Source organism: Catellatospora sp. NPDC049111, assembly GCF_040648615.1.
Lineage (GTDB): Bacteria > Actinomycetota > Actinomycetes > Mycobacteriales > Micromonosporaceae > Catellatospora > Catellatospora aurea.
In genome coordinates this window covers 145919-158861 of record NZ_JBEZEB010000010.1, presented here as the reverse complement: position 1 = coordinate 158861, position 12943 = coordinate 145919, and the positions used below count along the sequence as shown (strand labels likewise).

The following is a 12943-nucleotide window of genomic DNA, read 5'->3' as shown; positions in this document are numbered from 1 at the left end:
GGATCATCGCGGCGCGGCAGGCGCTGCTCGACTCCGGCAGCACGCAAGTGCCCTCAAGTCCAGTGCGCCCAGGCCGCCGATGCCGCAGCCCATGATCCGTCGACTTGCCTGGCACCTGGCCGAATGGCGGGTCAAGATACGCCCAGGTGCCAGGCAAGTCCGATGGTCTTGATGTGGGGCGGGGCCGCGTCAGGCCTCCGGGATGGGGGTGGGGTCGGTGTCGAGGACGGACGTGGTCGACTGCTGGGCCACGGCGCGGACGGCTGCGGCGACGGCGGGGGCGACGCGGGCGTCGAAGACGCTCGGGACGATGACGCTCGGGTTGAGCTTCTCCTCGCCGACGACGTCGGCGATCGCCATGGCGGCGGCCAGGGCCATCTCCTCGGTGAACTCCTTGGCCTGGGCGTCGAGCATGCCTCGGAAGACGCCGGGGAAGGCCAGCACGTTGTTGATCTGGTTGGGCTGGTCGGAGCGGCCGGTGGCGACCACGGCGGCGTGCTTGCGGGCCTCCCGCGGGTCGACCTCCGGGTCGGGGTTGGCCAGCGCGAACACGATCGCGTTCGGGGCCATCCGGGCGATGTCGTCGCCGGTCAGCAGGTTCGGGGCGCTGACGCCGATGAACACGTCCGCGCCGACGATCGCGCCGGGCAGGTCGCCGGAGTAGCCGTCCTTGTTGGTGTGCTCGACCAGCCACTGCCAGTTCGGGCCGAGGTTGGCCATGTCGCGGTGCAGCGCGCCGCGGCGGTCGTACGCGATGACGTCGCCGACGCCCTGCCGCAGCAGCAGTTTCATGATCGCGGTCCCGGCCGCGCCGGCGCCGGAGACGACCACCTTGACGTCGGCCAGCTTCTTGCCGACCACGCGCAACGCGTTGGTCAGCGCGGCCAGCACGCAGATCGCGGTGCCGTGCTGGTCGTCGTGGAAGACCGGGATGTCGAGCATGTCGCGCAGCCGGGCCTCGATCTCGAAGCAGCGCGGGGCGGCGATGTCCTCCAGGTTGATGCCGCCGTACACCGGGGCGATCGCCTTGACGATCTTGATGATCTCCTCGGTGTCCTGGGTGTCCAGGCACACCGGCCAGGCGTCGACCCCGCCGAAGCGCTTGAACAGGGCCGCCTTGCCCTCCATGACCGGCAGCGCGGCGGCCGGGCCGAGGTTGCCCAGGCCGAGCACGGCGGAGCCGTCGGTGACCACCGCGACGGTGTTGCGCTTGATGGTCAGGCGGCGGGCGTCCTCGGGGTTGTCGGCGATGGCCTGGCAGACCCGGGCCACCCCCGGGGTGTACGCCCGGGACAGCTCGTCACGCGTCTTCAGGTTGACCTTCGAGGTGACCTCGATCTTGCCGCCGAGGTGCAGCAGGAACGTACGGTCGGAGACCTTGCGGACCTCGACGCCCTCCATCGCCTCCAGCGCCTTCACGACCTGGTCGGCGTGCGCGCTGTCGGCCGTGTCGCAGGTGACGTCGGCGACCACGCGCAGGTGGTCGGAGTCGACGACGTCGACCGCGGTGACGATGGCGCCCGCCTCGCCGACGGCCATGGTGAGCCGGCCGATCGCCGATGAGTCGGCGATCACCGCCACGCGTACGGTGATGGAGTATCCGGCGCTGGGCAGACGCGTAGTGGGCACGATGTCGCCTTTCGGTGAAGTCAGTCGTTTCATTTTCCCACCACGTGGGCGCTGCCCTGTCACCGCCTGCTGAACCCTGCGGTAACCCTGCTTCCGGCACCCGACTGCGGTCGCTGCGGCATCCGGCCGAACGCGCGTGCGAACGGCGGTTCAATACAGGTGCGCTCCGGGTACTTCCGTGCCAACCTTGAAGCCGACAGAACGAGAGACGAAGGAGCAGATTTGCCTACTTTCCCCGACATCCTGGTGGCCGAAGAGACCACCGGTGACCTTGAACTCTCGGAGCGGCATTCGCTGCGCCGGGTGGCGGGGCTCTCCACCGAGCTCGCCGACGTCACCGAGGTCGAATACCGGCAGCTGCGGCTGGAGCGGGTGGTGCTGGTGGGCGTCTGGACCTCCGGCACCGTCGTGGACGCGGAGAACTCCCTCGCGGAGCTCGCCGCGCTCGCGGAGACCGCCGGCTCGCAGGTGCTCGAAGGCCTGATCCAGCGGCGCAGCCAGCCTGACGCCGCGACGTTCATCGGCCGTGGCAAGGTCGACGAGCTGCGGGCGGCGGTGGAGTCGACCGGCGCGGACACCGTGATCTGCGACGGCGAGCTGTCCCCGAGCCAGCTGCGCAACCTGGAGCAGAAGATCAAGGTCAAGGTGGTCGACCGGACCGCGCTGATCCTGGACATCTTCGCCCAGCACGCCAAGAGCAAGGAGGGCAAGGCCCAGGTCGAGCTGGCGCAGCTGCAGTACCTGGTGCCGCGCCTGCGAGGCTGGGGCGAGGCCCTGTCGCGGCAGACGGGTGGTTCCGGTCGCGGCGGCGGCGCGGGCGGCGGTGTGGGTCTGCGCGGTCCCGGTGAGACGAAGCTGGAGACCGACCGCAGGCGCATCCGCACCCGGATCGCCAAGCTCAAGCGGGAGATCACCGCGATGAGCGTCATCCGCGACACCAAGCGGGCCGGCCGGCGCCGCAACACGGTGCCGTCGGTGGCCATCGCCGGATACACCAACGCGGGCAAGTCCAGCCTGCTCAACCGGCTCACCGGAGCCGGGGTGCTGGTCGAGGACGCGCTGTTCGCGACCCTGGACACGGCGACCCGCCGCACCGAGGCGCGCGACGGCCGGGTGTACACCCTGTCGGACACGGTCGGTTTCGTGCGGCACCTGCCGCACCAGCTGGTCGAGGCGTTCCGCTCCACGCTGGAGGAGGTCGCCGACGCCGACCTGGTGGTGCACGTGGTCGACGGGGCCCACCCGGACCCCGAGGAGCAGGTGCGGGCGGTGCGCGAGGTGCTGGCCGAGGTCGGCGCGGACCGGCTGCCCGAGCTGCTGGTGGTCAACAAGGCCGACGCCGCCCCGCAGGAGACGCTGCTGCGGCTCAAGCGGGAGTGGCCCGACGCGGTGTTCGTGTCGGCCCGGTCCGGGCAGGGCATCGAGGAGCTGCGCGACATCATCGAGTCGAAGCTGCCGGTGCCGGCGGTGGAGATCGTCGCGTGCGTGCCGTACGACCGGGGCGATCTGGTGGCGAAGGTCCACCGCAGGGGTGAGGTGCTGGCGTCGGGACACACCGCCGCCGGAACCCAGCTCCGGGCCCGTGTCGATCGGGAACTGGCCGCTGAGCTGGGCGTATACGCAATTACTGATAGTGACTGGGTAACCGACGCATCGTGACGTATTAATCGCGTTACGCAGGACCGTGTCCAGTCGTGGCAAACTGTCCGGATGCGGTTAACGGGAATCCTGGTGAAGGCAGGTGCGGCCACTTTCGCGGTCGCGCTCGGAGTCGGGCTGCTCAGCGCCCCCGCGGGGGCCGAGCCCAGCCCGGCTCCGAGCGGTAAGGCGGCTGAAGAGAAGGCCGTGCCGGGCGAGAAGGTCTGCACCGTCACGGGCCCGTCGGCGAACACACCGGGACTGACCGAGTTGTCCGGCCTGGTCGCGGTGGGCAACACGTATTACGCGATCAACGACAGCAACGACGTCAAGTCGAACATGAAGCTGTTCAAGCTCAACTCGGCCTGCAAGGTCACGGCGTCGTACAAGTACACGGGCGATGGCGCGCTCGACCCCGAGGACGTCGCGGTCGGCCCGAACGGCGAGATCTGGATCGCCGACACCGGCGATGCGAAGATCAACGAGAACGACTTCACCGTCTCCCACGACCGCCCGCGCATCGCGCTGTGGAAGTTCGCGAACGGCAAGATGACCGGCCCGTACCGGATGTCGTACCCGGCGAAGAAGTTCGACGCGGAGGCGCTGATCATCGACGCCGAGGGCAAGCCGATCATCGTCACCAAGGACTGGGACTTCACCGCCGCCGAGGGCAAGACCTACCTCTTCGCGCCGACCGGTCCCCTGGTCGCCGGCGGCAACCCCACGCCGATGAAGGAGCTGGGCTCGCTCACGCTGCCTCGTACGGAGACCGCGAACCCGATGGGCGGCCTGGGCCGCCGCCAGGTCACCGGCGCGGCCAAGAACGCCGACGGCACCAAGGTCGTGCTGCGCACGTACGCCGACGCGTTCGAGTGGGATATCAAGGGCAACGACATCGCGGGCGTGCTGACCAAGGAGAAGCCGCGGGTCACGCACCTGCCGGAGGAGCCGTTTGGTGAGGCCATCACCTACTCGGCCGACGGCAGCAAGTTCCTCACCGTCTCCGAGACCGAGCAGACCAAGACCGCGACCGCGGCCGCGCAGAGGCCCACGCTGCTGAAGTACACGCCGTCGGTGGAGGAGTTCGTCGAGGCCGCCCCGGAGAAGGGCCCGGAGAAGGCGGGCAAAGCCTGGTACCTGAACCTCTTCGACGACATCGGCCAGCTGTACCTGGCGCTGTCCGGGGTCGGCGTGTTCGGTGTGCTGCTGGTCGTGCTCGGCGTGGTCGGCGTGATCAAGGGCCGTAAGCGCAAGGGCCGCAAGGGCGGCGAGGTCGACGACGACTTCGAGCCGGCGGACAACTCGGCCACCACCATGCTCGCGCCGGTCGGCGTCGGCGGGGGCGGCTACCAGTCCGGCTACTACGCCGAGCAGGGCGGCGGCTACGACCAGGGTTACGGCCAGCAGTACGGCGGCCAGCAGTACGGCCAGCCCGGCGGTTACGACCAGGGCTACGGCCAGCAGCACGGCGGCAGCCAGCAGGGCTACGACCCCGGCTACGGCAACCAGGGCTACGGCAATCAGGGCCAGCCGGGCTACGGCCAGCAGTACGGCGGCCAGCAGTACGGCGGGCACCAGCAGTACCAGGGCCAGCAGTACGGCGGCGGCCAGGTGCACGACGGTGTCCACCAGACCGAGCCCGCGTACTACCAGCCCGACGGCGGCTACCCGAACCAGCAGGGCTACGAGCAGTACCGCTGACGCGTGAACAGAAGCGGCCCGTCCCCAGCAGTGGGGCGGGCCGCTTCCGTCGTCAGGCTCAGACGCGCCGCATCACGAAGACGACCTTGCCGAGGATCACCGCGGCGTCGCCCGGGATCGGGTCGTAGGCCGGGTTGCGCGGCATCAGCTGCACGTGTCCCTCGCGCAGCCGGTAGACCTTGACCGTGGCCTCGCCGTCGATCATCGCGGCGACGATGTCGCCGTTCTCGGCGTTGGGCTGCTGGCGCACCACGACCCAGTCGCCGTCGCAGATCGCGGCCTCGATCATCGAGTCGCCCTTGACCTGGAGCGAGAAGAGCGTGCCCTGGCCGACCAGTTCGCGCGGCAGCGGCAGCACCTCCTCGATGGACTCCTCGGCCAGGATCGGCCCGCCGGCGGCGATGCGGCCCAGCAGTGGTACGTACACCGGGGTGGGCCGGGCCAGCAGGGCGGCGGCCTCCTCCTCGGGGTCGGCCGGGGTGCGCACGTCCACCGCGCGCGGGCGCGACGGGTCGCGGCGCAGGAAGCCCTTCCGCTCCAGCTCCTTGAGCTGGTAGGCGACCGAGGACGGGGAGACCAGGCCGACGGCCTCGCCGATCTCGCGCACGGTCGGCGGGTAACCGTGCTGCTCCACCCACTCGCGGATGACCGCGAGGATGCGCTTCTGGCGGCTGCTCAGGTCGGCGGCCTGCAGGTCGGCGGGGGAGGCACTGGTCGCGGAGACCGCGCGCACAGGCCCCGCGCCCGCGGGCGCCGCGGGCGGCCGGCCGGGCCGGGACGCTCGCTCAGTGGGGGACATGTCGGACCTCCGGTGGATAGTGACAGTGGCGGCGACTCTCACCGGACACACTAATGCGACATGATGTCAGTTTCAAACATCTGTACGACTCTGTCGATGGTGTCACGCATGTTTCACGAGTGGGTGACGGTACGTGTTGTTGTCCGCGACACGCCACTCGCAAGCGCGTTTCAACTTGCCTACGCGTCGGTTGGGGCATAGGTTCAACCCCAACATCTTGTGGTGGCACCGAGCCGACCGCCCATAGATTGGGGTAAGAGCCCCATCTGGCGGTACGGCCGTACCCCCGCATCCGCACCCACCCCCGGGCGCCCGCGACGACGCGGACGTCTGCGGTGGCGTGCCCGGAATGCGGGCCGGACGCCACCCAGGAGTGACGACGACGTGGGAGGTGACAGCGATGCGATGCCCGTACTGCAGGCACCCGGACTCCCGCGTGGTGGACTCCCGGGAGGCCGACGACGGCCAGCTCATCCGCCGCCGCCGGCACTGCCCCGAATGTGGCAAGCGGTTCACCACGGTCGAGGAGTCGGTGCTGGCCGTGGTCAAGCGCAGCGGGGTGACCGAGCCGTTCAGCCGCTCGAAGATCATGGGCGGCGTGCGCAAGGCCTGCCAGGGCCGGCCGGTCGACGAGGACGCCATCGCGCTGCTCGCGCAGCGGGTGGAGGAAGCCGTTCGCGCCCGGGGGGCCGCGGAGGTGCCCAGCGGCGAGGTCGGCCTGGCCATCCTCGGGCCGCTGCGTGACCTGGACGAGGTCGCCTATCTGCGCTTCGCCAGCGTGTACCAGGACTTCCAGTCCGCCGAGGACTTCATCCGGGAGATCGAGGCCCTGCGGGCCGCGGTCAAAACCCGGGCGGCTGGGCAAGAGGCAGCCGAACCAGCCTCCGACGAGGCCGACAGCGGGCTGCCCGCGGGTCAGGTCGCGGGCTGACGCTCGGCAATCAGAACGTGCAGTTGTTTGTTGTTAAAAGAGAACCTGAGGGGGCTGACGATGGGGGAGAACGCCACGGCGAGCGCGAAGCGCACGCGGGCGAACGCCGGAGGTCTGAAGATCGAGCGGGTGTGGACGACCGAGGGCGTGCACCCGTACGACGAGATCACCTGGGAACGCCGGGACGTCGTGATGACGAACTGGCGCGACGGCTCGATCAACTTCGAGCAGCGGGGGGTCGAGTTCCCCGACTTCTGGAGCGTCAACGCGACGAACATCGTGACGACGAAGTACTTCCGCGGCGCGGTCGACACCCCCGAGCGGGAGTGGAGCCTCAAGCAGCTGGTGGACCGGGTCGCCAAGACCTACCGGGCCGCCGGTGAGCAGCACGGCTACTTCGCCACCCCCGCCGACGCGGAGCTGTTCGAGCACGAGCTGGTCTGGATGCTGGTGCACCAGGTGTTCAGCTTCAACTCGCCGGTCTGGTTCAACGTGGGCACCGCCAGCCCGCAGCAGGTCAGCGCCTGCTTCATCCTGTCCGTGGACGACTCGGTCGACTCCATCATGGACTGGTACAAGGAAGAGGGCCTGATCTTCAAGGGCGGCTCCGGTTCCGGGGTCAACCTCTCCCGCATCCGCGCCAGCAAGGAGCTGCTCTCCTCGGGCGGCACCGCGTCCGGCCCGGTCAGCTTCATGCGCGGCGCCGACGCCTCGGCCGGCACCATCAAGTCCGGCGGCGCGACCCGCCGCGCGGCCAAGATGGTCATCCTCGACGTGGACCACCCGGACATCGAGGAGTTCATCGCGACCAAGGCGCGCGAGGAGGACAAGATCCGCGCGCTGCGCGACGCGGGCTTCGACATGGACCTGGGCGGCCGCGACATCGTCAGCGTGCAGTACCAGAACGCCAACAACTCGGTGCGCGTGTCCGACGAGTTCATGACCGCGGTCGAGGAGGGCAAGGGCTTCGACCTGCTGGGCCGCCTCGACGGGCGGGTCATCGACACCGTCGACGCCAAGGGCCTGTTCCGCAAGATGGCCGAGGCCGCCTGGGCCTGCGCCGACCCCGGCATCCAGTACGACGACACCATCAACGACTGGCACACCTGCTCGGAGACCGGCCGGATCACGGCCAGCAACCCGTGCTCGGAATACCTGCACCTGGACGACACGTCCTGCAACCTGGCCTCGCTGAACCTGCTCAAGTTCCTCGGCGCGGACGGCTCGTTCGACGTCGCGCGGTTCACGAAGTCGGTCGAGTTCGTGATCACCGCGATGGACATCTCCATCTGCTTCGCGGACTTCCCGACCCAGAAGATCACCGAGAACACCCGGGCCTACCGGCAGCTCGGCATCGGCTACGCCAACCTGGGCGCGCTGCTCATGGCTTCCGGCCTGCCGTACGACTCCGAGGGCGGCCGCCAGCTGTCCGCCGCGATCACTGCGCTGATGACCGGTGTCGCGTACCGGCGCTCGGCCGAGCTCGCCGGCGTCGTCGGCGCGTACGACGGCTACGCCCGCAACGCCACCCCGCACCAGCGGGTCATGCGCAAGCACGCCGCCGCCGCGGACGCGATCAAGCCCGTGGGCGCGGTCGCGACCCTGGTGGCCAAGGAGGCGCAGAAGCAGTGGAAGGCCGGCAACGCCCTCGGTGAGAAGCAGGGCTGGCGCAACTCCCAGGCCAGCGTGCTCGCCCCCACCGGCACCATCGGCTTCATGATGGACTGCGACACCACCGGTGTGGAGCCGGACCTGGCGCTGGTCAAGTTCAAGAAGCTGGTCGGCGGCGGCTCGATGCAGATCGTCAACCAGACCGTGCCGCGCGCCCTGCGCAACCTGGGCTACCAGGAGGAGCAGGTCGAGGCGATCACCGAGTACATCGCCGAGCACGGCCACGTCGTCGACGCCCCCGGCCTCAAGCCGGAGCACTACGCGGTCTTCGACTGCGCGATGGGCGAGCGTTCGATCGCGCCGATGGGCCACGTGCTGATGATGGCCGCGGTGCAGCCGTTCATCTCCGGCGCGATCAGCAAGACCGTCAACATGCCGGAGTCGGCGACGGTCGAAGAGGTCGAGCAGATGTACTTCGACGGGTGGCGTCTCGGCCTCAAGGCCCTGGCCATCTACCGGGACAACTGCAAGGTCGGCCAGCCGCTGTCGGTCTCCAAGAAGGACAAGGAGCCCGCGCAGGCGGTGGCCCCCGTCTCGGCCCCCGTGGTCGAGAAGGTCATCGAGTACCGGCCGGTGCGCAAGCGCCTGCCGAAGAAGCGCCCGTCGCAGACGGTCTCCTTCACCGTCGGCGAGGCCGAGGGCTACCTGACCGCGTCGTCGTATCCCGACGACGGCCTCGGTGAGGTCTTCCTCAAGCTGGGCAAGCAGGGCTCGACCCTGGCCGGTGTCATGGACGCGTTCTCGATCGCCGTCTCCGTCGCGCTGCAGTACGGCGTGCCGCTGCAGACGTACGTCGAGAAGTTCATGAACATGAAGTTCGAGCCCGCCGGCATGACCGACGACCCGGACATCCGCCTGTCGAACTCGGTGATGGACTACATCTTCCGCCGTCTGGCGCTCGACTTCCTGCCCTACGAGCAGCGGGCCGAGCTGGGCGTGTTCACCGCCTCCGAGCGCGCCGCGCGGCTGCGGGCCGAGGAGGAGGGCGTGGAGTACGTGCCGCCGGCGGCGTCGGCCGCCCCGGCGCAGACCGCGGTGACCCCGGTCGCCGCGCCGACCCGGATCGGCTCCTCGACCGAGGTGCTGGAGTCCATCACGGGCCGCGTGTCGGACGCGCCGCTGTGCTACACCTGCGGCACCAAGATGCGCCCCGCGGGCAGCTGCTACGTCTGCGAGGGCTGCGGCTCGACCAGCGGCTGCAGCTGACACCGTCGCGACGAAGAGGAGCCGGGTGGCAATGCCGCCCGGCTCCTCTTCTGTCTCGTCTTCTGTCTCGGCGCAGGCGGTGTCAGGCCTCGGGAGACAGCGAGTGGGGCCGATCTAAGTACGTTCAGTACTTGACGTACTTGGGCCGTGGCCCGGTTGACCCGCTACTGGGCCGAGGGCTCCTAGTCACGCCTGCCAGACCGCGGCGTCGTGGGCGAAGAGGACGCGCTGCGGGTCGAGGGTGGCGAGGCGGTCCAACCAGGGGTGGTATGGCGGGAGCGGGGCGGCTGCCCCGTCGGCGGTGGCGCGGCGGGCGAGCTGGGCGCAGCTGAAGTCGGTGGCCAGGTCGTACGCCTGCCCGGCCAGCACGGTGGTGACGCCGTTGCGGTCGCGTACCACCAGGCTCTGATGTCCGGCCGTGTGGCCGGGCGTCGGGACGATCCACACCGCCGGGCTGATCTCGGCCTCCCCGTCGAGTTCTCGGTAGTCGACGCCGGGGAAGTCGACCAGGTGGTCGAAGGTGTAGTTCCCGGCCCGCGCGGTCGCCAGTTCGGTGCGCTGGGTGAACACGGGGCGGCCGGGCAGCAGCGGATTGCCACCGCAGTGGTCGAAGTGCAGGTGGCAGTTGACGACCACGGCGATGTCGTCGAGGCGTACGCCATGGTCTGCCAGCGCCTGCGGCAGCGGGCGGAGCACCGGCCGGTAGTGGGCCTCGGTCTCGCCGTCGCCGCGGCCCAGGCCGGTGTCGAACAGGATCAGCCCGTCCGCGCCGTCCACCAGGTACGCCAGGACCGCCTCGACCCTCGGATGTGGACCGCCGGCCTCCTCGGCGGGCCGGATGAAGTAGCCGAGATCCAGTCTGCGTATCGCGTTGTCGCCCGCCATCACGCCATCCTGGCACCGATCATGAATTGTCGGGGGAGCTGCCTAACCTTCGCGCCATGAATTCGTGGCACCATGCGTTGTCCGCGGCCCGCAAGTGGGGTGGCGAGCCGGAGGACTACCTGGCCATCGAGGAGTTCATCGACTCCTCGAAGCAGATCATCGGCGACGTCCGGCACCGCTCGATGTACCACCACACCGCGGGCGTCTACCTGTGCCAGCGCATCTTCGGCGACACGCTGCAGGTGGGGCGCAAGCGCATCCCGGTGCGGCTGATCGCCGAGCGGCACATCCTGGAGGACCTGGGCTGGCTGCCCTCGCCCGCCGACTACATCGCGGGCATGGCGATCAAGCCGTGGATGTCGGGTGCGCAGCGCAAAGAGGTGCCGTTGTCGACACTGTTGGGAGAGGACCACGCATGAGCCACACCAGCTTCCTGGGCATCCCGGTCGAAGGGGAGATCACGGCCGGTGACCGGGTGCCGCAGCGCCCGCTGTCGGAGCTGAGACCGATCCTGACCGCGGTGCTCGACGACGACGCGATCGTGGAGTTCGGCTGGCAGCAGTACACGCCGTACTTCAACGACGGCGAAGCGTGCGTGTTCAGCGCGGTGTCGTTCTGGGCGCGGACGACCGAGGACGGCCCGGACGACGACTGGCGCGTGCTGGAGGTCGGCGAGTATGCCGACAGGCACCCGACGCTGGGCGGCCGCTGCCTTTCCGATCGGGGTTCCTACCCGCGGACCGAACTGCCGTACGAGGGCGACGACGAGCAGCGTTACGAGCGGGTGCGGGCGCTCGCCGACGCCGTCTGGGGCGGCGAGTTCGACGATGTGCTGCTGGAGGCGTTCGGCGACCACGCCACGGTGACCGTCCGGCGCAGCGGCATCACGGTCGAGTTCTACGACCACGAGTGACCCTGCCCGTGGCGCGCCCCGGACTCCGGCGCGATCAACGCGGGTCCGGGGCCGGACAGGGCAACGAGGTCCGGCCCCGGCGCCTACGGTCGAGCGGCCTCAGGCGGCCGTGCCGCCGATGCCCATCGCGTCGGCGATGCGCAGGTGCGGCCGGGCCTCGTCGTGGCGGCTCTGCCGCTGCAGGCAGCGGCCCAGCATGAGGTGGGCGTAGTGCTCCGCGGGGTCGTGGTCGAGCACCCGGCGCAGCTGGTCCTCGGCCTTGTGCAGCTGGGCCGAGTGGTAGTAGGCGCGCGCCAGCAGCAGCCGGGGCGCCACGTCGTCCGGGGCTTCGTCCACCACCGGTCCCAGGATCTGGGCAGCCGTGATGTAGTCGCCGTAGTCGAAGAACAGCCTTCCCCGCTCGTACTCCTCCAGGATTCCCACGCATCGGACAACTCCCTGGATGGGCCGCGCATTCCCCGGATAGCATCGCGCCCATGGCTCACTCGATCATCTCCCCGCCGGTCGCCTGAGGCGGACGGCGTCGCACCACTGACGTGACGGCATTCGCCGCACGTCCGGTGGCCCGTCCGCGTACGCGGAATCGTCGGCCATCGAGCAGTGGAGACAGGAAGAGATGGAGTCCAGCACAGGGTTCGCGCCGTCGCGCGCGGGCCGGACCGCGTCGTACGGGCGCGGCATGTTCTACGTGGCGGTCGCGGCGACCGCCTGGGGCACCGGCGGCGCGGTCGCCGCGGTCCTCTACCGCACCAGCGGCCTCGGGCCGGTCGCGGTGTCCTTCTGGCGGCTGGTGCTCGGCATCGCCGTGCTGGCCGGGCTGCACCTGGCCCTCGGCGAGCGGTTCGGCGCGCGCCGGCGGGACGCGCTGGTGCTCGGGGCCGGGCTGGCGGTGTACCAGACGGCCTACTACGGGTCCATCGCGTACGCCGGGCTGGCCGTCGGCACCGTGGTCACCCTAGGGGCCTGCCCCGTGGTGATCGCGCTCGCGGCGCGCTGGACGCTCGGCGAGGCGCTCACCGCGGGCCGGGTCGCCGCGGTGGCGCTGGGGCTGGCGGGGCTGGTGCTGCTGGTGGGAGGCGGTGGGCAGGCCGGGTCCGCACCGGTGCTGGGGGTAGCGTTCGGCCTGCTCTCGGCGGCCGGGTACGCCGTGGTGACGATCTACTCGCGGCGGGTCGGGGGTGACCTGTCCGGGGCCACGGTCGGCTCGTTCGCGGTGGCGGCGGGTTGCCTGCTGCCGATCGCGCTGGTCGAGGGGCTGCTGCCGGTGGCGGACGGTCCGGCCGACCTGTCGGTGGGTGGGCTCGCCGGGACGGTGGGCTGGCTGCTGTACCTGGGGGCGGTGCCGACGGCGCTGGCGTACCGGCTGTTCTTCGCCGGGGTGGCCGCCGTGCCGGCGACGGTGACCGCGGTGGTGACCCTGGTCGAGCCGGTGGCGGGCGTGCTGATCGCGGTCGGGCTGCTGGGCGAGCGGATCACCCTGGCGGCGGCCTCCGGGGCGGTGCTGATGCTGGCGGCGGTCGCCGGGCTGGCCCGCACCGGCTGACGGCCGGGCCATCTGGTGATCGTTATT

At 70.3% G+C, this 12943-nt stretch carries 11 protein-coding genes; 7 read left to right on the top strand and 4 right to left on the bottom strand.

Going from position 1 to position 12943, the window contains the following annotated elements; translation table 11 throughout:
* Window positions 1-189: 189 nt before the first annotated feature.
* Complete coding sequence (locus AB0B66_RS17295; RefSeq protein WP_360530027.1) at window positions 190-1662, bottom strand: NAD-dependent malic enzyme; 1473 nt, start codon at window positions 1660-1662, stop codon at window positions 190-192.
* A gap of 189 nt (window positions 1663-1851) precedes the next feature.
* On the opposite strand from AB0B66_RS17295, the gene hflX reads away from it, so the two are divergent.
* Window positions 1852-3288 carry a GTPase HflX gene (gene hflX / locus AB0B66_RS17290; protein ID WP_360530024.1) on the top strand — a complete coding sequence of 479 codons (1437 nt, stop codon included), beginning with the start codon at window positions 1852-1854 and terminating at the stop codon, window positions 3286-3288.
* A gap of 51 nt (window positions 3289-3339) precedes the next feature.
* A complete protein-coding gene (locus tag AB0B66_RS17285; RefSeq protein ID WP_360530021.1) occupies window positions 3340-4968 on the top strand; it encodes a hypothetical protein in 1629 nt (542 codons plus the stop codon).
* 58 nt (window positions 4969-5026) lie between these two features.
* Here AB0B66_RS17285 and lexA read toward each other — a convergent pair whose 3' ends face one another.
* Complete coding sequence (gene lexA / locus AB0B66_RS17280) at window positions 5027-5767, bottom strand: transcriptional repressor LexA (RefSeq protein ID WP_360530018.1); 741 nt, start codon at window positions 5765-5767, stop codon at window positions 5027-5029.
* A gap of 400 nt (window positions 5768-6167) precedes the next feature.
* Here lexA and nrdR point away from each other — a divergent pair, with 400 nt between their 5' ends.
* A complete protein-coding gene (gene nrdR, locus AB0B66_RS17275) occupies window positions 6168-6698 on the top strand; it encodes a transcriptional regulator NrdR (protein ID WP_203698922.1) in 531 nt (176 codons plus the stop codon).
* A 60-nt stretch (window positions 6699-6758) separates the two neighbouring features.
* Window positions 6759-9575, top strand: coding sequence for a vitamin B12-dependent ribonucleotide reductase (locus AB0B66_RS17270; RefSeq protein WP_360530015.1), 2817 nt, complete (start codon window positions 6759-6761; stop codon window positions 9573-9575).
* A gap of 186 nt (window positions 9576-9761) precedes the next feature.
* On the opposite strand, the gene AB0B66_RS17265 is transcribed toward AB0B66_RS17270, so the two are convergent.
* The gene (locus AB0B66_RS17265; protein WP_360530012.1) at window positions 9762-10460 is read right to left on the bottom strand and encodes an N-acyl homoserine lactonase family protein; all 699 of its coding nucleotides are present in this window, start codon (window positions 10458-10460) and stop codon (window positions 9762-9764) included.
* Between the two features lie 56 nt (window positions 10461-10516).
* Between AB0B66_RS17265 and AB0B66_RS17260 the strand changes: the two genes are divergently transcribed.
* Together AB0B66_RS17260 and AB0B66_RS17255 are read left to right on the top strand one after the other, a co-directional pair.
* A complete protein-coding gene (locus AB0B66_RS17260) occupies window positions 10517-10879 on the top strand; it encodes a hypothetical protein (protein ID WP_360530009.1) in 363 nt (120 codons plus the stop codon).
* Window positions 10876-11373: a hypothetical protein gene (locus AB0B66_RS17255; protein ID WP_360530006.1), complete on the top strand. Its 498-nt coding sequence runs from the start codon at window positions 10876-10878 to the stop codon at window positions 11371-11373. Before AB0B66_RS17260 ends, AB0B66_RS17255 begins: the two co-directional genes overlap by 4 nt.
* Before the next feature lie 99 nt (window positions 11374-11472).
* Here AB0B66_RS17255 and AB0B66_RS17250 read toward each other — a convergent pair whose 3' ends face one another.
* Window positions 11473-11796 carry a tetratricopeptide repeat protein gene (locus AB0B66_RS17250; RefSeq protein ID WP_360530003.1) on the bottom strand — a complete coding sequence of 108 codons (324 nt, stop codon included), beginning with the start codon at window positions 11794-11796 and terminating at the stop codon, window positions 11473-11475.
* 193 nt (window positions 11797-11989) lie between these two features.
* On the opposite strand from AB0B66_RS17250, the gene AB0B66_RS17245 reads away from it, so the two are divergent.
* Complete coding sequence (locus AB0B66_RS17245) at window positions 11990-12916, top strand: DMT family transporter (protein WP_360530000.1); 927 nt, start codon at window positions 11990-11992, stop codon at window positions 12914-12916.
* Window positions 12917-12943: the final 27 nt, after the last annotated feature.